The sequence below is a fragment of the Ensifer sp. 38_S197 genome, from assembly GCF_056924495.1.
Map to the genome: position 1 here is coordinate 1417147 of NZ_JBXOVZ010000001.1, position 22225 is coordinate 1439371.

Here is a 22225-nt window from a genome sequence, read left to right on the forward strand (position 1 = left end):
TCGGTTGCGGACGGGATCGCAGAAAACGACAGGCACCGGAGCGTAATCGTAACAGTTGATTGCGCCCGCGCTTTCAGGGAGGAATGAAGGTTTGGACGATGAGCTGGTCCTGAAAGACTAGCCGCCAGTGGAAATTCTTGAGGTTGATGGTTGCACCACATTCGCCGTTCAACAGTCGCCCACAGATAGTGTCTCGGCTTTGGCGCGTCGTCTCTAATGGTTCCCGAGCCGCGACCCATGGGGCCACAGAAAGCGGTGCCAACGGTTCGATTCCGCTCAAGGCGTGGGAATCGGCACGTTGTGCAGATGGTCAATCGAGTCCGATGACTTTCGCCGGTGCGAACGTTTGAAAACTCTTCACTCCGGAAATCATGCCGGACTTGAAGAGAGGTGTGCCGACGGCGCCTTTCAACCAGCACTCCCGCTTCTTTTTGATATAGGTGAAGGCGACGCACCGGTCATTGTCGATGCAAGCCAGTCGGCACTGCAAAGGCGTTGCATTAGAGATCGACGCACGGACGCCGAGATCGCCTCCAGGCAGATCCACATCCTCGAACAGCGCCTTCTTTGGGTCGATCGTGCCCATGCTAAATGACGTTGGATCGGGGTCCGCGCTCGCCAGGAATTTTCCCGAGATCGCGACCAAGTTGCCATCGGCTCGACCTTCGTTTGCTTTCAGGAAACAGTTCGGTCCGCGCACAATCTTCGGATTGGCATTAAAGGTGAACGCTTTACAGGAGCCGTTCATCTCCAGACAGCTCGTGGCGCATTCGGCGACGTCGGCCGTCCTTTTCGAAGTGAGGTCATCGCCAAATAGGTCGAGGCCAGTGTAGACGGCAATACGCGTCGGCTTCCGGGCAAACTCCTCGATCGCCGACATTTTCCCGCTTTGGCCGGGATCAATCAGCGAGGGACTAGAAGAGGCAACCTTTTCGCTATTTGGATCGGAAGCGGGGGCCTCGGTCGAATTTGTCGTCGACGATGGTGCACCCTGAAGAAAGACGGCCGCCGTTGTGGGGATCGGCCCATTCGAGGCCGTCAACGCGGCTTTACGGTTGAGCTTGTAGCGATCGATTTCCTCGCTCGAGAACACATGCATCTGGGACGGAGGCGTTTTGAACATCGTTGTCATGACTTCCGCCGGCGTATCGAAGCGAGCTAGCATATCGATGATATCGGAAATCGACAGCTGTGCGTTCACGAGGTCGTTCGTTTCGCTGGAGATTTGGTGAACACCAAGCTCACCGTCGACCTGGCGTTCGGCACCCGCCATAAAAATGAAGGCGCAGGCCGAATAGCAGCCTTTTCCTTTCGGAATAAAGGTGGAGAGGCCCCGTTCGTGCACGTCGTCAGCAATCAGCAGTGCCATCTGGACAGCGCCGCCGACGCTATCGAGGACGAGCAGCCGAGCCTTTTGGGAAGCATGGAGTGCTCGCCTGAAATTCAAAGCAGAATAAAGGTCGATCTCGCCGGTGAGCGTGATAACGCTCGGGTCACTCTCCTCGAACGAAAAGGGACCAAATTTCTTCGTCGCGGCGAATGCGACATTACTCAGAAGCGAGACGGCCAAGCAGAATGCCAAGATGCGACTGAGGCCGAACGGAAAACTCGGCAAGACCTGATACTCCCACGCTCTTTTATATTCAAAGAACATTGATCAAACTGAAGTTGCAACACAAAAAAGCCGCAACGGTTAACGTTGAGAAGGACAAATGATCGCAATGCTCAACTGACGTCCGTGGGTGAAGTGATGGTGGAATCTCAGTCACGATCCGGATGACCATTTCGTGGGCTTGCTGTCTCTCGGAAAGCGTTAAATGATACAACCCAGGGGCGGGGAAGTGTTGTGCGACGATTTCTTGTTGGTGCGGCCATAGCTGTAACGTTGATTTACTGGCTCGGCGCGAACAGCGGCGAACGGGCAACGATCAACGAAACGCAGCTGCCTTCAGCCGGAAATGTCGTTCAAGAGCGGAAATCCGCGTCCGCAGACGCGACCCAAGTCTTCGGGACGGCGCCTCTACAAGGCCAAGTCTCTGCGCCGGTTCGCGACCCCGGCACTGAGGAGGTGATAGCCACAGCTTTCGTGCGCGGTAAGCGGGTCGCCTTACGAGAGGGACCGGGTAAAGATTATCCAATCCTGGATCGCTATAATGTGGGCCGGCCGGTCCGCCTCCTGGCAGTCGATGGCGAATGGTCGCGTGTCCAAGACAACCTCACACGAAGAGCGGGGTGGATCGCATCGCATCTCCTAAGTTCCGACAAGCCGGGGTCGGAGCCAAGGCGTGATAGCTCCGCATCCGGAGAATCAGCACGCGAAGATCCGATCGAAGTCCCGCGGATTTCCGATTCAACAATCGTACAGCGCATCATCGCCGAGTCGGTTTCCGGGTATAGTGGCTCGTGCCCATGCCCGGAGAGTCGCGATCGGGCTGGGCGGCGATGCGGGCGTAGGAGCGCGTACTCGAAACCGGGAGGTGCCGCTCCAATCTGCTACCCCGGTGATGTCTCAAAGGCGATGATTGAAGCGTTTCGCTCGCGATTGTGACGAAGTAGGACACACAGGCAGACGGAGATTGGAAAAAACAAGGAGTGACATAGGAAGAAATGGCCATCTGAGTGGAGTTAGTGCGAGTGCCACGAGAGGAACCCGCGCAGCTGGAGTCACGAGAGGCTTTCGCCAGACCCTTTTCGAACGCCCAGCCACTCCGGAACTTGCTGGTCCTGACGCAGACGCAGACGCCTCCACTCAAGGGCTGCGAAGATGTCTTCAGGGGAGGCACCGGCGGTTACCGGTAATGCCGCCACGATTTCCCTCTCGAACCGGGGCCGAAGCGCATCGTCTGGAAGCCAGGCCTGTTCCCACCACCCAATGATGTTTTCGCGCGCCGCTGCGAGAGCGGACGCGGAGGGGAGGCGATCCCGCTTGAGGTGTTGATTCACCCGCGGTGAGGCTGGGAGGAGATTCCAGAGATCGCCACAAGGCCAGACGGACCACGGTAGACAATGGTCGATGTCCAGGCTTCCTAGATCCAGTTTCACACCCGTCCAGACGCAGGTGATCTGCTGCCCGTCCTTGAGCACGCGCTGAGCTGTCAGTCGTGCGAGCAGAGTGTCCCTGGCCGGGTCAAGCCAAGCAAGGGCAGCTTCCACTTCGCCGGGCGCTACAAAGCGACCCATTCTCTCGCCGTAAGAGCGTACAAGGCGGGCCCACTCATCAACCAATACCGGCTCGACCCACGGCCCGAGGCGCTGGAGCGTCCGCCAGATATGGCCGGGTACAGAAAGGCTCCCATATGCAGCAAGAATATCCCGGTCCAACGTCAGGTCGCCCCTGATCCGAGGTGCGGTCGCGGACGTGGTCCGAAAAACCCTAGCCTCTGAGTTCGGAAACCGCGTGAAGTTGACCGGCATTTTAACAATAGTACTTCGAGCTTCTGCTAGTGCGCGGGCGACAGCGGCGGCACGGTCGCCAGAGAAACGCGCCCCGATACGCAGGTCTTGGCCTACGACATTGTAGGCCATTAACTCACGGAAACCTGCCTTGGCGAAGCCCAAGCCATCGGGTCCCGAGTTGCCTGGCATTTGCGGTAGCGCGGCGCCGGTGAGCGGCAGATACATGCGGAGCCAATTCAAGGCGACCATGCCGAGGGGGATATCGACCACATCCTCCTCGGGATGAGGAACGCCGAGAGCGGGTGTCGCGTCGGCGACCCTTGCTATCGACCGGAGAAGGCCGAGCTTGTAGGTGGAGGACTTGTCATCATTAAGGATGACTCCTCTCAGCAGAGGCAGAGCGCCGGCCCCATCATCCGGTAGTCGCAGGCACATTGCAGTCCACCGAACTTGACTGCGGCCGAGTTGATCGTCGCTGGCGACGGCTCGCAGGACGGCAAGTCCGTGCCTGCGTGCGAGCGCCTCTACCTCGCCTGTCGACACCGGCCACATGGGTCGGTCCGGCTCGGACGGCCCCTCGCGCAGGCTCATCAGGATTACGCCACCGGGTTTCAAAAGGGTGGCGAGTTTCCGGAAAGCGCGCTCGCGCGAAAACGGAGGCACATGCATCCACACGGCGCTGAGGAGGATCAAATCAAATGCAACGCCGAAGCGATGCACGACGGCCAGGTCTGGTAGTCGGTCGTCGACCCACCGAATTCGAGGGTCAGTGTGACGTCGCTGTGCCTCGCTGCGCATGCGCGTTGCCGGCTCGGCTGCGACTACCTCGTAGCCGAGCGAGGCAAGCCATGCTGCATCGCGCCCGGACCCCGCACCGACATCCAGGGCAATCAGATTGGAATCTTGGCGAACATACTCGAGCAATGCAGAGTGCACCGCCTCGGCAGACACACTTTCATATTGGGTGACGAAGGCATCAGCGTGAGCGTCATATATACTGACTGGATCGCTCATATCTTTCTGCACCGTCAACGCCAACCGCTTCCATCATCGATATGTCCTTCGGCGTCCGATGCGCAAGCATTGAGTTGGACACATCATTCCGGAATCCAGTGCGCGGGCTGCTCTACCTAAGCAAGAACTTTTCTCGCATGATTGGGAGAACGCTCAAAAAGAGAGCCTTCGGGTGGTATCCCGTCAACTGTCTTTTTGCCGCGCTGTCATGGCCCGAGCGTCGAGGGCAAGCTCGAATTCCGATGTCGCTCGCACAACTGTGGTTTACCGCGCCGCTGCACGGCGTGTTGCTAGGATGTACCTTTTGGGCCACGAAGATCGCATAATGTATCGTCGGGAACCTGCGTCATTGCCATGCTGCGGATTCGGCATTGCGGCGCGGTCTCGTGGTTGAAGGGAAGCGAGCGGTCTTGCCAATTTTTGCCAAGGCCGGTATGGTCACTTGCATGAGCACAATGAACATTTCCCTGCCGGACCATCTTAAGAGCTTCGTCGATGAGCAAGTCGCCGGACGAGGTTATGGGACAAGTAGTGAGTATATTCGGGAGTTAATACGTCGAGATCAGGATCGTCTCGCGTTACGCAGGCTGTTACTTGACGGAGCCTCGTCCGCACCAACTGAGCCGGTCAACGCGGAGTATTTCACCAGTCTGCGCGATCGAGTTCGTGGTCAGCACAGCAAGTGAATAATAAGACTATTATCCCGCGGCAGTTGGCGCGCAGCGACGTCGAGGCGGCCATTGACTATTACGCACGCGAAGCAGGAACCGAGGTCGCCCTCGGATTTATTGACGCACTTCAAGCGGCGTACGCTTTGATCGCAAGCCATCCGGAGGCCGGATCGTTGCGGTATGCATACGAATTGGGATCACAGCATCGAGGCGTATGCGACAGCTCATCGTCCTCGCGCGTGCGACCGGGACAACGCTTCCGCCTTTTGGAGGCTGAGCATGGCATATGGCCGTTGCGTAAAGGATCGTTTGTGCAACCGTCGCATCAAAGCAAATAACGAAGTGCCATCAGAATTTCGCCATTGACATAGCTTTGTATCAACACCGGGCGGTACTAGAGAAGCGCGTTTTCCTGGGCCGTGGTTCACTCGTACTATGCGACGGTGGCAATCAAAGCGAGTGCCCACCTCCAGACCAAGTTTTCGAGCTGTCAAGCGAATCGAAGAATTGACCCCCGCATTGCCTCAAGCAAAATGTTACCGATAGTGTTGATGCTCCCGATGGGATGGTCATGGTTCTCTGTCCCGGCTCGGGGGATGGATGACACGGCGGATCAGCATGGCGACACGGACGGAACTGGTCGAGGCAATCATCGAACGATATCGATCGAGCTGTCGGGTGGACAAGCAAAGGATCCTAGATGAGTTCGTCGCGGTTACCGGATATCACCGCAAGCATGCGATCCGAGTGCTCCGCCCTAGTGAGGCCGAGCCGCCTTGCGCTCGGCAATATGCTGTCCGGTATGGTCCTGAGGTTCGGGAAGCGCTGGTGGCTCTGTGGGAAGCGTCCGATCGTCTTTGCTCGAAACGCCTGAAGCCGCTGATTCCTATTTTACTGCCAGCCCTTGAGCGTCATGGCCGGCTCGAGCTGAACACCGAGCTTCGCGATAAACTGCTAATCGTCAGTGCAGCGACGATGGATCGGTTGCTGTCAGAGGTACGTGTGGTGGCTCGCGGTGGCCAGCGTCGGCGTGCCGGAATGAGTTCTGCGGTACGCCGGTCGGTCCCGGTGCGCACTTTCGGGGACTGGAACGATCCGCTGCCCGGTTATGTCGAGGTCGATTTCGTGGCCCATTCGGGTACCTCTTCGTCCGGCAGCTTCGCGCAGACGATGGTGCTGACCGATATCGCTACGGGCTGGACCGAGTGCGTGCCGGTGCGGACGCGCGAAAGCGGTCTCGTGATCGCTGCCATAAAGCAAGCCCGCTCGCAGTTTCCATTTCCGCTGCTTGGCGTCGACTTCGACAATGACAGCGCCTTCATGAACGAACTGGTGGTCTGCTGGTGTCGGAGCCAGGGATTGGAGGTGACGCGTTCGCGCGCCTATCGAAAGAACGATCAAGCCTGGGTCGAGCAGAAGAATGGTGCGATCGTGCGAAGGCTTGTCGGTTACGGAAGGTTCGTCGGCGCGGAGGCGACGGCAGCACTGGCTCGCCTCTATGAGGCGGTACGTCTGCATGGCAACCTGTTCCAACCTTCGTTCAAGTTGCGGGAGAAGACACGGATCGGCGCTCGTGTCATCAAACGCTACCATCCGCCCGTGCCGCCTGTTGCGCGGGTGCTGGCCCATTCCGGTGTGGCCGAGGCCGACAAGGAGCGGCTGCAGGCGATGTTGGAAAGGGCGGATCCAGTGATACTGTTTGCCGGGATCCGCGCCGCCCAGGAGGAGCTCGGAAGGCGGGTCGATCGGCGTGGCCTAAACGCCAGATCCGAAGAACCGCTCGCCGTCGATCTGCAACGCTTCACCTTGAGCCTGAAGACAGCCTGGCAGGTTGGGGAGAAACGGCCGACACATCGGAGGCCATATCGTCGGACCAAGCCTTACCCGAAAAGGCCGAGCATGCTGGAGCCATTCGAGCCCCAGATTCGAGCGTGGCTTGAGGCGGATCCGGCGCTCTCGGCAGCCTCGGTCCTGCAGCGTCTGATGAGCGCCGATCCGTCACGCTTCACGCAGAAAAGCCTGCGGACGGTGCAGATGGCCGTCAAGGCTTGGCGTATCGAAACAGCCGGGCAGATTATTCTCGATGGAGACTGGATGAAGCGCGCGCCGTTATCTTCTCCCGCCGCGGCAGGAGAAGATAACGGCCATCTCAGCGCACAAAACTTCGGTAACATTCGTGGGTGAGGCAATAGGACCCCCCAGTTTTTCATTTCGCCCGACACGAGCGGATTCCAAGTTCGCAGTTCGCAGAAATGCGAGCTTTCTAAAATGTAAAGCGAGACAACGCTGAACCCGGGGCAGGTGCGATCCTCGACCATACCCCGATTGGAAGGCCTTCACGCTACCACGATCGGGACTTTAGTCGGCGACGCCTTGACTCGGTTGTACAGATCGATGACGTCCTGGTTGATCATGCGCACGCAACCCGAAGAGGCCTGAGTGCCGATGGTCCACCATTCAGGTGAGCCGTGCACGCGATAACCCGTGTCGTGGCCGTCCTTGTAGATATAGTGGGCGCGGGCGCCGAGCGGGTTATCGAGACCACCTGGCTGACCGCCCGTCCATTTCACCAACTCCGGCTTGCGCGCGATCATCTCTTTGGGCGGGGTCCAGGTCGGCCACTCCTTCGTGTACTGGATCTCCGCGCGCCCGCTCCATTCGAAGCCAGCCTTGCCGATGCCGACGCCGTAACGGATCGCTTCGCCGCCTTCCTGCACCCAATAGAGATGCCGCTCGTTGAGCCGTACCACGATCGTGCCCGGCGCCTCTCCGGTCGGATCGATAACGATCTGACGCCGGAATTCCGGCCTCACCTTCTGGAATGGGACTGCCGGGATCACGAAGCCATTGTCGATCAGCGAGGCATACATCGTGCTGTTGTCGGTGATGTTACTGTCGACGCTGATCGGTGGAATCGCCCCGGTCGACATGTGGTCAACACCCACAGGCGGCATGCGACCGGACGGCTCGAGCGGTCCCAGCGACGGGAGTTCGAGCGCCTGCGAACAGCCGGAGGCACCAAGCAGCGTCATGACACCGAGCCCCGAAAGCACGGCGCGGCGAGAGACGACATAGTGGGACTCCGAAATGGTGGTGCCGGAGGACAGCTTCTGATCTTGCGGCTTACGCATGCACTCTTTACCCCAAACGAACGGTCGGCATCATGCCTCCGGCTGGGTGGATTTTCACAAGTCATGGTTAAGAAGGCGTGAAACCGGCTGCCCCTACTATCCACTTGCAAGTGCAGTGTGGCAGGCGCCACGGCAGAGGCATGACCCAACTGTTCGTCGGAACGCTACAGTAAACCAGGGAGGGAAGATCCAGGGCCGCATCGCTATGCCCTGAACCGCGAACTTGATCAGGACCGCAGCAGAGCACGAGGTAAGCCATTAGCGACTATACCGTCTTCGATTAACCGCGAGCTCAAAGCCCGGGCCGGGACCATGCTCCCGGACGAGGTCCAGCACCTTTTTATGCTTTCCTGTAAAGCTGACGTGCCAAGGATTGGATGTCGGAGCGCTGGTTGCTCAACTGCCTGGATACCTCATATGGTCGAACGAGATGGCTGAGACGCACTGCGCTCGGTGCGATCGTCTTCTCGCACAAAACTGACCGGAACTGCAACTTCCGTGCGAAACTCCCTGTCGGTGAACTCTCCTGTCAACGTCTTATTGCCGCGGTCGATTTTGAGGACTTGCCTAGACCATCGGCATCGCAGTGACGCCTTCGGCTACTCCGCAAAGCGGTTCACGCAGCGACATCGCCTTTCACGTGGGATACAGCGACGGCACGCACCCCGAGTTCAGTCAATGTTCGCGGTCGGGATCGCATAATGTATCGACTGGAATGGGCGTCGAGGCCCCAACTACCGGGATTGTGGTTTGCCGCGCCACGCCGGCACCCTCGAAACCCGGACGTTTCGCGGCGTCGAGAGCAGCGACGTAAGGACACTTCCGCACCGCCTTTTTGAATATCTTGACAATCATAGTCATGTTATTTAGCACCCTTCGAGCCAATGACATTCAGCGCCCTGCTGGGCCAACCAAAGTGTTTTTGGTCAAGGTGTTACAGGGGGCTATTTATGAGATTACGTGTTGGACTGGCGGTTTTGCTGGCGACGGTGAGCCGTATTGCACTGGCGCAGGAGGCGACCGTGCTGGAGCGGATCGAGGTGAAGACCGGCTCGTCAAATGGGACGATCGGTAATGAGCCGGAGGTCTATGCCGGCGGACAGGTGGCGCGTGGCGGGCGCGTCGGCTTGCTCGGCAACAGCGACTTCATGGATACGCCGTTCAACATCACGAGCTACACCGCGGAGACGATCGAAAATCAGGAAGCGCAGACATTGGCCGACGTGTTGGCGGCCGATCCGTCGGTTCGTAGCACCCATGCCTCCGGCGGGATGCTGGATTCCTTTTACGTCAGAGGCTTCCCTCTCAATGAGGGAAACTTCGGCGAAATCGCCTTCGACGGCGTCTTTGGTGTGGCGCCGACCTACCGCGTTTTTACTGATTATGCCGAACGGGTCGAGGTTCTGAAAGGTCCCACCGCACTGCTCTACGGTATCTCGCCGAACAGCAGCGTCGGCGGCACCATCAACATCGTGCCCAAGCGCGCAGGAGACGTCGACCTGACGCGGGTCACGACGGACTATGTTTCTGATCTCTACGGTGGAGGCCATGTGGACTTCAGCCGTCGGATCGGAGAAGAGCGTCAATTCGGCGCTCGCTTCAACGGTAGCTTCCATGGCGGCGACGCGGCGATCGACAACCAGTCACGCGAAGTGGCCGTCGGTGCGCTCGCACTCGACTATGAAGGCGAGGGGCTCCGGGCCACGCTCGATGTCATCGGTCAACGGGAACATCTCGACGCGCCTCAGCGGCCATTCTTTCCGGTTGCCGGCATAGAGATTCCAGATGCGCCGGACGGGCGGTCCAATGTCCAAGCGCCCTGGGAATGGTCGACCGGGGAGGATCTGTCGTGGCTCGGACGTGTCGAATATGACCTGACCGACAGCGTGACGGTGTTTGGTGCCATCGGTGGCGGCAATTCGCGCATCGAGCGGCTTTTCGGCACGCCGACTATTCTCACCTCGGCTGGCGATGCCAGCATCACGCCGCAGAATTTCATCTTCGATGTCGATCGGCTGACGGCCGAGACTGGCCTGCGCGCAAACTTCGATACCGGTGAGGTGGATCACACGGTCACGTTTCAGGTCAGTGGCCTTCAGCAGCGCCTGGCACGCGGGTCGAACTCGGGAACCCCGCAGTTGACGAACCTCTTTGACCCGCGTGATCGCCCCGAGCAAAATGTGCCGCGTCCGACCCACGTGCCAAGGGTCTCCGTGAACGAATTCTACGGCTTTGCCCTTTCCGACACGATGTCGATGCTGGACGAGCGGGTGCAACTGACGCTGGGCGGCCGCTGGCAGCACATCGATACCGAAAATTACAGCCCGGTCACGGGTAATGTCACCACCTCATCGGATGAGGCGGCAGTGACCCCGCTCGTCGGCGTCGTCGTCAAGCCGTGGGATAACGTCGCGCTCTACGCCAATTATGTCGAGGGCCTGAGCGTTGGCGATAGCGCTCCGACGACGGCGATCAATGCCGGCGAAACGCTTGCCCCCTACCGATCCAGGCAGTACGAACTCGGGACGAAGGTGGACCTGGGCCAGATGGCGGTAACCGTCAGCGCCTTCCAGATCGAAAAACCCTTCGGCCAACTCGAAGCACGTGGCAGCGGCCTCGTCTTCGTTGAGGGCGGTGAACAGCGCAACCGCGGCCTGGAAATCAACGTCTTCGGCGAAGTGACATCCGAACTGCGCCTGCTTGGCGGCGTGACCTTCATTCAGGGCGAACTGACGAAAACCAACAGTGCCGCAACCCGCGGCAACACACCGATCGGCGTTCCAGCCGTGCAGGTCAACCTTGGTGCGGAATGGGATACACCGTTCGTGGAGGGCCTGACGCTTACCGGCAACGTCATCCATACGGACGAGCAGTTTGTGAACGTGGCCAACACTCAGGAAATCCCCTCCTGGACCAGGCTTGATCTCGGCGCCAGGTATCTGACGAAGATCAACGAAACGCCGGTCACCTTCCGAGCCGAGGTCGAGAACGTCCTCGACCTCGACTATTGGTCCGGCGTCGCGAGCTTCGGCACGATTTCACAGGGTGCGCCGCTGACCGTGAAGGTCTCGATGACGACCGATTTCTGACCTCGCGAACGTCGTCGTCGGTGCGACGACACGGCAAGTGATGCCAAGGGAAGGCGCCAATAGGCGTCTCCTGTCGTTTGATAGCTGTGCCACGCGCTTTCCGAAGGACCGATCGGCGATCTGCCGGGACTTGGTGGCAACACTTCCGCTCGCTTTTCCAACAGAAACGAAAGGCGGGGTCCCTTGTCGAACCCCGCCTTCCGATAGTTCTCAAGTTCCGGCTACTGCCCTGACGCCCCGTCATTCGAGCGAGATTGCCGCGTCAGTCTTTGTCGGCAAGACTGACGGTATAGCCCGGCTTATAGGGAATGGGCAGGAAGCGGCGGTGATACTCGGCGAACGTCGCGTCCGGATCGAGATCGGCGAAGAGGTCCGGATGGAACCATTTCGCCAATTGCTGGACGGCGAAGAACTCGTAAGGACTATTGTAGAACTGGTGCCAAATGCCATGGAAGTTCCGCGTCTTCAGCGCGGCGATCCCGGTATAGGCCTCGCGGGTGGTGAACCATTCGAGTTTCTTGCGCATCTCGTCAGGATCGGCGCCGGGGCCAAGCGGGATCCAGTGGCCGCCCGGCACGTAGGCCTGCCAGTTGGCACTGGTCACGACCACATGCTCGGGACTAGAAACGACAACCTGCTCGGGATTGAGCTGTCCGAAGGTGCTCGGCAGGAAGTCGCTGCCGATATTGTGGCCGCCGGCAAGCTCGACATATTTGCCGAAATTTTCCGCGCCGAACGAAAGGCAACAATCGTCAGTGTAGCCGCCGATCCGTTCGATGAAGACCTTGGGGCGCTCCGGCTTCGCACGGGCGATTACGTCGGTCACTCGGGCCATGGCCTGATGGCGGAACTTGATGATCTCTTCGGCCCGTGCTTCGCGTCCAAGGATCTTGCCGAGCAGGCGAATGGTCGGCTCGGTGTTCTTCAGCGGGTAGTGCCGGAAGTCGATGTAGAGGACCGGTATCTTAAGCTCCGCAAGCTTCTCGATGTATTGGGCATCCTCGTTTGCCCGCATCGCCTCGAGATTGAGCAGCACCACATCTGGCTTCTGCACAATGGTCGACTCGATATCGATCAGTCCATTCTCCTGCCCCGGAAAAGCCGGCAGCTTTGCCAATTCCGGATAGGCTTCCAGATACTGGGCGTAGGTGGCCGGGTCGGCCTCTATCAGATCGTTGCGCCACGCGACGATGCTGGCGAGCGGGTTTTGTGGCTCGAGCGACGCGAGGAGATAGAGTTGTCGTCCCTCTCCGAGAAGAATGCGCCTGACCGGCAGGTTCACGGTCACCTCGCGGCCGGTGATGTCGGTGACGGTGGTTGGTGTTTGCGGTGCGGCCGCCGGCTCGCTGGCAGATGCCATCGATGGGCTCAGCGCCATCAAGGCCACGGCCGCGATCACGGCACGCAGCACCGAAGGTTTTCTCCTCAAAACAGTTCTCCTTTGTTCATTGTGGGGGCGCGCGATTTGAGCCAGAGGCCGAGCGCCACGAGACTTGAAAGACCATAAAGGCCAGCAACGAGGGGGAAGGCAGTGGCGAGTCCGAAGCGTTGCGTCGCGACGACGCCAATGATGATCCCGATGATCGATGCTCCCTGTTGGCAACTTTGTGCGAGACCCAGGACCGAACCCTGCCGATCGCCTCGTGTGGCGGCCGAAACGAGTGCCAGGAGCGCCGGCGTCGTTCCTCCGAGAAGCGCACCCCAGGTGAAATTAAGCGCCGCGAAGAGACCGATGACACGGGCCGAGCCAGCAAGGCCGGTTACGGCCAAACAACCGGCCGCGATCAGCACGCTCCAGCCCAGCACAAAGGACGGGGGGCGCCCAGCGAAGAATCTGGCCCAAACGGGAGCTCCGACAACAAAGCCGAAGGCCAGCAGGCCGTAACTCAAGCCCGTGATCCAATGCTGGGCGCCATAGACTTCTGCCATGTAGAGGGAAAACGGAACCTGCAGGACCATCCGGCTGGCAAGCAGCAATCCAATCAACGACAGCAGTCCGGGAACGGACAAGCGGATCGTCGGCGCTTCGGATAAGGCGGCCGCCCGGGCGGGGCTGGCGCCGCCTGCTCCTTGTGCTGACCCGTGCGGTGGCGCCGGCAGGCTTGCCCAGGCGATAGCGGCACAGATGGCGCAGACCGCGCCGGCGGTGAGATTGACGGCCGTAAAGGGCAGGGCATCGAGGATGAGGCCCCCGAGGAAAGCGCCGCCCAGCGAGCCGACATTCGTTGCCACCTGGAGCCAGGCAAAGAGGCTGGCCCGGTCTCGGCCGCCGGTAACCTGCACGCCATAGGCCTGGGCCGGAGCGATGTAGCCGGCGCAGGCGCCCTGCAGGAAGCGCAGTGCCAGGATGGTCCAGACATCAGGGGCGAAGGCGACGAGCAATTGCGTGATGGCAAGACCGGCGAGCGCCCTGACCATCATCATTCGGTTGCCAAAGCGATCGCCCATGCGCCCCCAGAAGGCACTCGTCAGCGACACGCCGAGCATGGGGCAGATGTAGACGCCAATTGCCGCCAGGCTAAAGGCGCTCTCGGACGGGCTGAGCGCCTTGATCTGGATCGGCCAGAACGGGCCGCTCATTTCCATGGCGCCCATGGAAATGAACTGCAGGGCAAAAAGCAGCGCGAAGACAGGCCCGAAGCCGCGCAGGGCGGCGACCGCACCGGTCATTTCGCGCTCGCCAGCGGGTTGGGCAACAGATGCTCGAGACGGTAGTCGCGGTAGCGTTCCAAATGCATCCGGAGAACCGAGCGGGTCGGCCAGGGCCGTTCGAGGAAAGCCTCGCGCTCCTCGATCCAGAACGTGTCCGACAGCATGCGCGGCCGGAGCGCCCCGAATGCCGCTTCCGTCTCTTCCCGCAGGATCCGCCACAGGCGGTCGTCCGGAAGCGAGTACTGCTCTGTCAGGCAAAGCGCGATCTCGTGCAGATGGCAAACGAAGCAGGCGTCGATAACGAAGGAGCGCACGAGGCTGATGTCGTCGTCGAAGGTCGTCGGCAGAATGCCCTTGCGGCTGAACGGCTTCAGCTTATAGCCGCGCTCCCTGAAGAGCGGGGCAAAACTGCGGCCGTCGCCGAAGTCGCGGATCAGCAGCTTACGTGCCCGCCCACGATCATCGAAGAGGACCGTGCTGTTTTGCTGATGCGCTTCGAAAGCGATCCCATAGAAGAGATACATGGCAAGCACCGGGCGCACCACGGTCCGGGCATAAAGGCGGAAGAAGTCTTCAACGCTCGCGCCGTCATCCTCCGCAGTTCGGGCGATGAGCTCGCAGATGAGCGGACGGCCATCCGCCGGTCTTGCCGTCAGCAGCGCGGCAACGGTGACGGGCAGCAGGCCGTCCTTGCGCGCGAGCGCATCGCAATTGCGATAGACGACCGATAGGAAACGACCGGGGTGCTCATCGCCCGTTTCCGGATGATGCAGTATCGCGCCGAGTTCTTCGGTGAAGATCTCCAGCCCACATCGGATGCCATCCTCTTTCGACAGGATGTCGGAAACCAGCGTGCTGAGGCGCGGACCCATATGGATCGATTTTGCCTGCAGCGTACGTTGTTCGCTGGTCATCCAGATCGCGACCGGCAGCTTGATGAAGGGACGTGGCGTCTCGGCCTCCGGCAACATCGTGCGGAACGACATGGACGGCAGGGTGACGATCTCGGGACCTTCGGGGTCGAGAACGCTGGACTCAATCTCGGACGCGAATTCGCGCCGTACGAAGTTCTTCGAGATGCCAGAGATGAATCGGCAGCGGCAGCCAATCTTCTGGTGACTTGCCCCGCGCCTTCAGGCCCTCTGCCCACGCACGCCAGAATTCCGGGAAGTTTTCGCAGAACCATTCCGAATAGCTGCCGACATGCGGCATTTTCTCGATATAGGCCCAGTCGCTGCGCAGCGCCGCGATGCGCAGGGGCACCCGCGCGCCGAACTCGGGCGAGAGTGCCGCGACGTCTTCCTGCACGAGGCCCGGCTTTGCCTTCCAAGTCGGGTAGAAGGGGTGTCCTTCGAGCGCGCCCCATTGGTCGAGGCTCATGGCGGCCAGATGCGGCGGCAGGGTCCTTTCGAGATAGGCAAAGAAGCCGGGCGCATGCGCGTCGGCAATGTTGCGACGCAGCTCGGCGCTCCAGGTCTCGCGGTGGCGGCGGACCAGGATGTCGTTGTCCATGCTGTTCTCTACGTCGCGGAGCAGGAGCTCCAATCCGTCGGAAGCAGGGTCGACCGCCAGAGACGGGGCAACCTCCCTCATTAACCGAGCCGGACCGTCTATCCGCTGCCGTGCGCCGTCGCCGTCCAGCACCTCGATCGGTCCGCGGTTCTGCAGGGTGCCGGCAGGCGCCCGGCGGAGGTCGGCAAAATGCAGCACGCGGCGCGACGACCAGAGCGGCAACCAGGCCTGGCGGCCGTCGGGTGCCCACAGCAATCCCTCCGGATCGATCAGGCGTTCTGCGAAGAGGCAACGGACGAGGCGGTTGATGGCGTTGGATGCCGCATTCGCCCGAAGTTCTTTATCAGTGGCAGAGGCGCGATCCGCTGCCGGGGAAATTCTTATGTCCATCATGCTGCCTCCGGCCATTCAGTTGGCACATAGTCAGGTGCGCCGTCGGCCAACCCGCCGTGATAGTCGCGGGCCCAGCGATAGGTCTTGGCGATGGCCGGAACCGGCACGTCGAGCCGTTCTGCCATCGAGACAAGTAGCGCCTGCCCGAAAGCAATATCCTCGTGAAAGGCACGGCTTTCGCGGTCGATGACGAGCCCGCGCCCATGTGGGTTGGCGACGAGAGGCGCACGAATGCCCGCATAGGCGCGGTTTGTGCGCAGCAGCGTATACATGGTCCGATCGTCGGCGATCTGATCCCCATAGGCCTCGATCAGTTCCTGCTGAAGCGGCTTAACGGAGGAGAGATCGATGCCAAGACGCGCCTCGCTGGCGCGGCGGATCGCCTGGTTTTCCGCGTCGCAAGCTTCGAGCAGTTCGGCGCCCGCCTGCGGGCAATCGCTCCACCAGCATAGCGGTTCGTCGAAGGGCGCGGTTTCGAAGGGGGCGCCGGGACCGATGAGCGCATAGAGCACGGCAGGGTGCATCAGCGCGTTGCCCGGCGTCAGGGTGATTTCGAGATAGTCCTTGAGTAGCGTGACGGGCGCTTCATAGAGGCGGTTGAGCATCGCGACGAGTGCCGCGCCGCTCTGAGCACTTTCGCGGCGATGAAGCGCGACAAAAAGCTCCGCCTTGGCTCCGCCCATGCGCACGCGCTTGCCGGCAATGAGATCGAAGGCAATATGGGGCACGTCCTTCATGCCCCATATCACGACATTGTCCTGTCCCGCGAGGGCCTTTGCCGCCAGCCAGTCGAAGCCGCAAAAACCAGGAATGGCTCCGACATAGACGCTTTTGTCTTTCGGCAAATGCCGCGCGATGTCGCACAGCAGCGTAGGCCGCGCCTGGGCCGGCTGCGTTATGATCACGACGTCTGCGCTTTCGAGGGCCCGGCCCGGATCCGTTCCGACATAGTCGGGCCGGGCGTTCAGGACGCGATCGTCTCGCGTTTCCGCCTGCCAAAGATCGTCGCCACGTGCCCACCGCTCCGCCACCGGTGCGGAGGACGTCAGGACGGAAACCTCGATACCCGGGTTCTGCTTGAAGAGGACCGCGTTCAGATGGCCGGTGCGGCCCGCGCCGCAAATGGTCACCTTCATGCTGCGCGCACCTTCCCCAAGAGCCAACCATCCAGCTGGGCCGCGATCGCCGGATCGAGCAGGCGGCGCTTGGCCATCCATTCGTCGTCGAAGATCGTGCCCAAGTATTTCTCGCCACCATCGGCAACCGTGGTTACGACCGTGCCTGTCAGCTTGCCTGTGGCGATGAATTCCAGGCACTTGAAGATGGCGCCGCCGGTCGAGCCGCCGACGAGCAGTCCCTTGCGCCGGGCGATGTAGCGCGCCGTCTCGAAGGCTTGCGCGTCGGTCACCTGCACCCCTTCGTCAATGCATCCATAGTCCAGCACCTTGCCGACTTCGTCACCGGCGGGCGTGCCCGTGCCGGATTGGAAATAGGGATGCCCCGGCTTGCCGAAGACGATCGAGCCGGCCGGCTCGACAGCGATCGTGCGCACCGCCGGATTGTGGCGCTTCAATCGCTGGGCGATGCCGGTCATCGAGCCGCCGGTCCCGACGCAACCGACAAAGGCGTCGATGCCATCCGGAAGCTGATCAAGCAGTTCGTCCACGAGCGCGGCGTAGCCTTCCGGATTGGCCGGGTTGTCGGACTGGTTCATGAACAGGGCGCCTGGAAGCTGCGCCCCGAGTTGCGCGGCAAGGCGTTGCCGCTCGACGACGGCGACCTCGTCCTCGCGAAAATCGCCCTCGACATAGCGGATCTCGGCGCCGAGCGCCCGCATCATACGGATCTTGTCGGGCGCGGCATGGTGATCGACCACGGCGATGAAACTGAGCCCGAACTCCAGCGCCGCGAGCGCCAGCCCGGTGCCCGTGTTTCCGGAAGAGGATTCGACGATAGTGCCACCGGGGGCGAGGCGCCCCTCCTCAAGCGCGGCCACCACCATGCTGCGCGCCATGCGGTCCTTCATCGAACCACCCGGATTGTTCTTCTCGATTTTCAGCACCAGGGTGGCGTTGCGGTCCGGTACGTCGATCGACATGACCGGCGTCTGGCCGATCAATTGCGTTACGGTCGTATGCAGCATTTAAACTTCTCCAACTGTGTCGGGAATGAGCGTGGGCCGCCCTTCCGCGTCTTCAATGACGCAGAGGCGGGCGGGCATGGGATGGCGATGGAACTCGTTTTCGAGGAGGTCCATCTGGTAGCCGCCGGTGTTGGCGAAGACCAGCAGGTCGCCGGCCCGCGGTGCAGTCGGGAAGGTCAGCCACCTGTTGCTGAGAACGTCCTCGTCAAGGCAACTGTGGCCGGCGAGATAAGCGCGGACCGGCGGCGACGGCGCGGCCACGCGCGTGGCCGGCACGAGAATTGGATCGACCAAGTATTCGGAGGCGAACCAAGTCTCGCAGGCGCTGAAGCTGCTGCCTTCGACAAAAATGACATGCGCGTCCGGACCGAGCGCCTTGACCCGCAAGATCCGGAAGACGCTTATCGCCGCCTGATCGGCGAGCGCGCGACCGGGCTCCATCGCCAGGGTCAGGTTCTCAGCCGCGAGATAGGACGCGACGCTACGGCCGTCGCTCATCCCGGCTTGCAGAAACGCACGCAGCCAGTCGGCCGCCGAAAGCGCGCCGCCATAGGGGTAGAAGGAGGCAGGCAGCCTTCCGGTGCGATAGTCTTCCGGCGTCTGTGACGCCAGATGCGCCTGATATTCGACCTCATCGACATATTGGATAGGCAGGCCGCCGCCGATGTCGATCATCGTCGGCGAAAATCCCATGCGCCTGGCTTCGGCGATGAGATCGGCCGCCTCGTTCAGCGCCGCCAAACGGATCTCCCACCGATAGCCGCTGAGATGAAAGTGCAGCCCGTCAAAGCGCAGCCGGCTGTCACCGGCGAGGCGTGCGAGGCAACCGATGATGGCGTCAGCCGGCATGCCGAAGCGGCTCTTTTTCTGGTCCCGCGGCTGCAGGCGCAACAGGATCGGCTGCGGACCGCCATCTGCTGGCAACGTGGCGATGAGGTCCTCCAGTTCTTCCGGCGAGTCCACCGATACCAAGGCCCGGCAATCGAGGAGTTCTCGATGAAAATCGCGCGACTTTGCCGGCCCGGTTGCCACGATCCTTGTACCATCCGCCCCAAGCCGTCGCGCATCGCGCAGCTCGTAGAGGCTGGAGACGTCGAGTCCGCCGCCGGCGCCAAGCGCTGCGGCCATGAGCCCGGGCGACTTGTTGACTTTCGCCCCGTAATAGATCGCGTGGGCGACGTGGTGCTCCGTCAGCACGGAGTTGAGCGCGGCAAGATTCTCCCGCAACGCATCCGACCAGACGAGATTGAGCGGTGAGCCATGGCGAGCGACCCAGTCGAACAGACGCGAGCCCCTTCGGGCGAGAAGCTCTGCGGTTGCGGGTCGCAGGATCGGCGGCAGGCCGGCGTCGATTTTGTGACCGAAAAGCGTCATCGGAACGCCTCCGCAACACAGGCCTGGGCTGACGGTACGGGAGCGGGATTGCGCAGAAGTGCCAACCGCACATCGCATCGCGGCAGTCCCCGCTCAAAGAGGTGCCGTGTCGTCTTATAGGGAAATTTGCGACCGCTCCGCGCCATGGCGAAGATGGCTGCGGGCGTTATCGTCTCTCCGGGACGCCAGCCCTCGACTTGAACGCAATCGTAGTCGAGTAGAACCACCGGTACGGCGGCGAGGCGGAGACGAAGTGCGACCGTCAAACGGTGATGACCGTCCATGACGAACAGCGCGTCCTTCTCGATTGTTATCGGCGCGGTCCATCTGCCCGCGCGGAGGATCTGGGCCTCAAGCGCATCCACCCTGTCGTGGTTCACCTCTTCTGTTGGGATCAAACGTGCTGGTGGGAGAAGGCAATATTCCATGCGGTCTGGCCTCACGCTCGGTTTTTGCATTGCACATATCTTGAGTCTAAGACTCAAGATATGTGGTGCTATACTCATCTTTGATTGTACCGTCAATAGCGCTTGCACGGATCACGGGCTCCCGCGGTTCACAGCGCGCGCGACAAGGTTAAAGCTTTCTCCGGCGAAGCGGGACAGGCCTGCAGCAAGGTCGAGACGACTTCAGGACAGGTTGGGTCTTGCTGCCCTCGCATCTTCGACCAGCGTGGCGAAAGCGCAAGATGCCGAATTCGGTTGCAGGATGTTCCTTTGCGCGGCCCCTCAGAACCCCTCGTGGCAAGGGGTGCCATATTGTGTTCCGCGATGAAGAAACTCGTTCGCGATATGGCAAAGCCCGGTTTCTCGTGGCCAATTTGCCACGAGGCAAAGGCGGGAAAGGCGGGAAAGCCCGGGCATGAGCAATATGATGAGGGCAACCGCTTCAGCTCCTATCAGGCATTTTGCATAATCTGTCATACATGTTTGACAACATGGCTGATATCTGTGTAAGTTCACATTAGACAAGTTGGCGCGACTAGATCGCGTATTTCGCATATCGGAGGACCAATGATCATCACCGACGCCGAAGTGCGGGTTTTCCGCACGACCACACGCCGCCACTCGGATAGTGCTGGTCATGCGCATCCAGGTCCGCCGCATCAGGTCGAGCAGGCGTTGCTGACCATTCGCACAGAAGACGGTCACGAGGGTCATTCCTTCACTGCGCCGGAAATCGTCCGGCCGCATGTCATCGACAAATTTGTGAAAAAGGTCCTGATCGGAGAGGACCATCGCGATCGCGAACGGCTTTGGCAGGACCTCGCGCACTGGCAACGCGGCTCGGCAGCGCAGCTGACCGATCGCACACTTGCCGTGGTCGATTGCGCGCTGTGGGACCTGGCGGGGCGAACCCTGAAACAACCTGTATACAAGTTGATCGGAGGATACCGCGACAAGGTGCTCGCCTACGGCTCGATCATGTGCGGGGACGAACTTGAGGGTGGTCTTGCAACACCCGAGGACTATGGGCATTTCGCCGAAACGCTGGTCAAGCGCGGCTACAAGGGCATCAAGCTACACACCTGGATGCCACCGGTGAGCTGGGCTCCCGACGTAAAGATGGACATCAAGGCATGTGCGGCCGTGCGCGAGGCGGTCGGACCGGATATCCACCTGATGATTGATGCCTTCCATTGGTACTCCAGAACAGACGCGCTTGAACTTGGGCGCGGGCTCGAAAAGCTTGGCTTCAATTGGATCGAAGAACCGATGGATGAGCAGTCGCTTTCGTCCTACAAGTGGCTCGCAGATAATCTCGACATTCCCGTCGTCGGCCCGGAAAGTGCAGCCGGCAAGCATTGGCATCGCGCCGAGTGGATCAAGGCCGGCGCCTGCGACATCCTGCGCACAGGCGTTAACGACGTCGGGGGCATCACGCCGGCGCTGAAGACGATGCACCTTGCCGAGGCCTTCGGCATGGAGTGCGAAGTGCACGGCAACACCGCCATGAACCTGCATGTCGTGGCCGCCACCAAGAACTGCCGCTGGTACGAGCGTGGCCTGCTGCATCCGTTCCTCGAATATGACGATGGGCCCGATTACCTGAAGTCGCTGTCCGACCCCATGGATCACGAGGGTTATGTACACGTGCCGGATCGAGCAGGTCTTGGCGAGGATATCGACTTCAATTTCATCGAAAACAATCGCGTGCGGTAACGGGCGGGAGTTGGTGATGAAGACCGTTCTTGCCTTCGGAGACAGCCTGACCTGGGGCGCCGACCCGGCGACGGGCCTGCGCCATCCGCCAGAGGGGCGATGGCCTGAGGTACTGGGAAAAGCGTTGGGCGATCGCGCAAAAGTCATTGCGGAAGGTCTCGGCGGCCGAACCACCTGCTACGACGACCACGCCGGCCCGGCATGCCGTAACGGAGCCAAGGCGCTGGAAGTGGCGCTCGCCAGTCACATGCCGCTCGACCTTGTCATCGTCATGCTCGGTACCAACGACATCAAGCCTGTCCATGGCGGGCGGGCGGAGGGAGCCGTATCCGGTATGCGCCGGCTGGCACAGATCGTCGAAACCTTTCCCTACAAGCCGAAGGCGGCAATACCCAAACTTCTGATCGTAGCGCCGCCCCCCTGTTCGCCCGGTCCCGATGGAAACCCGGCGGCGGGTCGCAGCGTCGCTGAATCCGAACGGCTGTCTCCGCTTTACGGCAAGCTCGCGGATGAGCTTGGCCATCGGTTCTTTGATGCCGGCTTGGTGACGCGCGCGTCTACGACCGATGGCGTTCATCTTGAGGCCGTCGATACGGCGGCGATCGGACGGGCGCTCGCGGTTCCCGTCAGCGAAATTCTTGGCTGATCTGGCCTTCGCCTGTGGAGGAACAGGCCGGCGGATCTTGTG

Annotated in this window: 15 protein-coding genes and 2 pseudogenes; 7 read left to right on the forward strand and 10 right to left on the reverse strand. The window is 60.9% G+C overall.

The annotated features are described in order from the left end of the window. Window positions 1-310: 310 nt before the first annotated feature. Window positions 311-1615 (reverse strand): PAN domain-containing protein, encoded by a 1305-nt coding sequence (locus AC1Z3V_RS06600; RefSeq protein WP_483497940.1) that lies wholly within the window; start codon window positions 1613-1615, stop codon window positions 311-313. Between the two features lie 471 nt (window positions 1616-2086). Between AC1Z3V_RS06600 and AC1Z3V_RS06605 the strand changes: the two genes are divergently transcribed. Then, window positions 2087-2548 carry an SH3 domain-containing protein gene (locus tag AC1Z3V_RS06605; RefSeq protein ID WP_483499574.1) on the forward strand — a complete coding sequence of 154 codons (462 nt, stop codon included), beginning with the start codon at window positions 2087-2089 and terminating at the stop codon, window positions 2546-2548. 116 nt (window positions 2549-2664) lie between these two features. Here the strand turns inward: AC1Z3V_RS06605 and AC1Z3V_RS06610 are convergent, their stop codons facing one another. Next, on the reverse strand, window positions 2665-4422 hold the full coding sequence (locus tag AC1Z3V_RS06610) for a class I SAM-dependent methyltransferase (RefSeq protein ID WP_483499575.1): 1758 nt from the start codon (window positions 4420-4422) through the stop codon (window positions 2665-2667). A 398-nt stretch (window positions 4423-4820) separates the two neighbouring features. Here AC1Z3V_RS06610 and AC1Z3V_RS06615 point away from each other — a divergent pair, with 398 nt between their 5' ends. The 3 genes and pseudogenes from AC1Z3V_RS06615 (at window position 4821) to AC1Z3V_RS06625 (ending at window position 7265) form a co-directional block, all read left to right on the forward strand. Beyond that, on the forward strand, window positions 4821-5096 hold the full coding sequence (locus AC1Z3V_RS06615) for a type II toxin-antitoxin system ParD family antitoxin (protein WP_429820636.1): 276 nt from the start codon (window positions 4821-4823) through the stop codon (window positions 5094-5096). Beyond that, window positions 5093-5278, forward strand: a pseudogene (locus AC1Z3V_RS06620) (type II toxin-antitoxin system RelE/ParE family toxin); the annotation flags it as partial. The gene AC1Z3V_RS06615 and the pseudogene AC1Z3V_RS06620, both read left to right, overlap by 4 nt. A gap of 403 nt (window positions 5279-5681) precedes the next feature. Next, window positions 5682-7265 carry an integrase catalytic domain-containing protein gene (locus AC1Z3V_RS06625; protein ID WP_483497941.1) on the forward strand — a complete coding sequence of 528 codons (1584 nt, stop codon included), beginning with the start codon at window positions 5682-5684 and terminating at the stop codon, window positions 7263-7265. Window positions 7266-7417: 152 nt separating this feature from the next. Here AC1Z3V_RS06625 and AC1Z3V_RS06630 read toward each other — a convergent pair whose 3' ends face one another. Continuing rightward, window positions 7418-8212: a L,D-transpeptidase gene (locus tag AC1Z3V_RS06630; RefSeq protein ID WP_483497942.1), complete on the reverse strand. Its 795-nt coding sequence runs from the start codon at window positions 8210-8212 to the stop codon at window positions 7418-7420. Between the two features lie 950 nt (window positions 8213-9162). Here AC1Z3V_RS06630 and AC1Z3V_RS06635 point away from each other — a divergent pair. Further along, window positions 9163-11301 (forward strand): TonB-dependent receptor, encoded by a 2139-nt coding sequence (locus AC1Z3V_RS06635; protein ID WP_483497943.1) that lies wholly within the window; start codon window positions 9163-9165, stop codon window positions 11299-11301. Window positions 11302-11563: 262 nt separating this feature from the next. Here the strand turns inward: AC1Z3V_RS06635 and AC1Z3V_RS06640 are convergent, their stop codons facing one another. From AC1Z3V_RS06640 to AC1Z3V_RS06670, 7 genes and pseudogenes are all read right to left on the reverse strand, one after another. Continuing rightward, a complete protein-coding gene (locus AC1Z3V_RS06640; RefSeq protein WP_483499577.1) occupies window positions 11564-12679 on the reverse strand; it encodes an ABC transporter substrate-binding protein in 1116 nt (371 codons plus the stop codon). A 47-nt stretch (window positions 12680-12726) separates the two neighbouring features. Then, window positions 12727-13971, reverse strand: a complete 1245-nt coding sequence (locus AC1Z3V_RS06645) for an MFS transporter (RefSeq protein WP_483497945.1) — start codon at window positions 13969-13971, stop codon at window positions 12727-12729. Then, a pseudogene (locus tag AC1Z3V_RS06650) lies at window positions 13968-15858 on the reverse strand (IucA/IucC family protein). Before AC1Z3V_RS06650 ends, AC1Z3V_RS06645 begins: the two are co-directional and overlap by 4 nt. Beyond that, a complete protein-coding gene (locus tag AC1Z3V_RS06655) occupies window positions 15855-16994 on the reverse strand; it encodes an NAD/NADP octopine/nopaline dehydrogenase family protein (protein ID WP_483497947.1) in 1140 nt (379 codons plus the stop codon). Before AC1Z3V_RS06655 ends, AC1Z3V_RS06650 begins: the two are co-directional and overlap by 4 nt. Next, window positions 16991-18001: a PLP-dependent cysteine synthase family protein gene (locus tag AC1Z3V_RS06660; protein ID WP_483497948.1), complete on the reverse strand. Its 1011-nt coding sequence runs from the start codon at window positions 17999-18001 to the stop codon at window positions 16991-16993. The genes AC1Z3V_RS06655 and AC1Z3V_RS06660 overlap by 4 nt, the downstream gene beginning before the upstream one ends. Next, entirely contained in the window at window positions 18002-19375 is a 1374-nt protein-coding gene (locus AC1Z3V_RS06665; protein ID WP_483497950.1) for a Y4yA family PLP-dependent enzyme, read from the reverse strand. It lies immediately after the preceding gene. Next, the gene (locus AC1Z3V_RS06670) at window positions 19372-19803 is read right to left on the reverse strand and encodes a ParB N-terminal domain-containing protein (protein ID WP_483499579.1); all 432 of its coding nucleotides are present in this window, start codon (window positions 19801-19803) and stop codon (window positions 19372-19374) included. Before AC1Z3V_RS06670 ends, AC1Z3V_RS06665 begins: the two co-directional genes overlap by 4 nt. Before the next feature lie 585 nt (window positions 19804-20388). Here AC1Z3V_RS06670 and AC1Z3V_RS06675 point away from each other — a divergent pair. Then, the gene (locus AC1Z3V_RS06675; RefSeq protein WP_483497951.1) at window positions 20389-21537 is read left to right on the forward strand and encodes a mandelate racemase family protein; all 1149 of its coding nucleotides are present in this window, start codon (window positions 20389-20391) and stop codon (window positions 21535-21537) included. Between the two features lie 16 nt (window positions 21538-21553). Then, window positions 21554-22183 carry an SGNH/GDSL hydrolase family protein gene (locus AC1Z3V_RS06680; RefSeq protein WP_483497952.1) on the forward strand — a complete coding sequence of 210 codons (630 nt, stop codon included), beginning with the start codon at window positions 21554-21556 and terminating at the stop codon, window positions 22181-22183. Window positions 22184-22225: the final 42 nt, after the last annotated feature.

What these genes read in the sequence shown, in the direction of transcription:
- AC1Z3V_RS06655 (WP_483497947.1), bottom strand. Translation starts at nt 16,994, where the DNA reads ATGAAGGTGACCATTTGCGGCGCGGGCCGCACCGGCCATCTGAACGCG.
- AC1Z3V_RS06680 (WP_483497952.1), top strand. Translation starts at nt 21,554, where the DNA reads ATGAAGACCGTTCTTGCCTTCGGAGACAGCCTGACCTGGGGCGCCGAC.
- AC1Z3V_RS06635 (WP_483497943.1), top strand. Translation starts at nt 9,163, where the DNA reads ATGAGATTACGTGTTGGACTGGCGGTTTTGCTGGCGACGGTGAGCCGT.
- AC1Z3V_RS06660 (WP_483497948.1), bottom strand. Translation starts at nt 18,001, where the DNA reads ATGCTGCATACGACCGTAACGCAATTGATCGGCCAGACGCCGGTCATG.
- AC1Z3V_RS06645 (WP_483497945.1), bottom strand. Translation starts at nt 13,971, where the DNA reads ATGACCGGTGCGGTCGCCGCCCTGCGCGGCTTCGGGCCTGTCTTCGCG.
- AC1Z3V_RS06665 (WP_483497950.1), bottom strand. Translation starts at nt 19,375, where the DNA reads ATGACGCTTTTCGGTCACAAAATCGACGCCGGCCTGCCGCCGATCCTG.
- AC1Z3V_RS06675 (WP_483497951.1), top strand. Translation starts at nt 20,389, where the DNA reads ATGATCATCACCGACGCCGAAGTGCGGGTTTTCCGCACGACCACACGC.
- AC1Z3V_RS06670 (WP_483499579.1), bottom strand. Translation starts at nt 19,803, where the DNA reads ATGGAATATTGCCTTCTCCCACCAGCACGTTTGATCCCAACAGAAGAG.
- AC1Z3V_RS06625 (WP_483497941.1), top strand. Translation starts at nt 5,682, where the DNA reads ATGACACGGCGGATCAGCATGGCGACACGGACGGAACTGGTCGAGGCA.
- AC1Z3V_RS06630 (WP_483497942.1), bottom strand. Translation starts at nt 8,212, where the DNA reads ATGCGTAAGCCGCAAGATCAGAAGCTGTCCTCCGGCACCACCATTTCG.
- AC1Z3V_RS06640 (WP_483499577.1), bottom strand. Translation starts at nt 12,679, where the DNA reads ATGGCGCTGAGCCCATCGATGGCATCTGCCAGCGAGCCGGCGGCCGCA.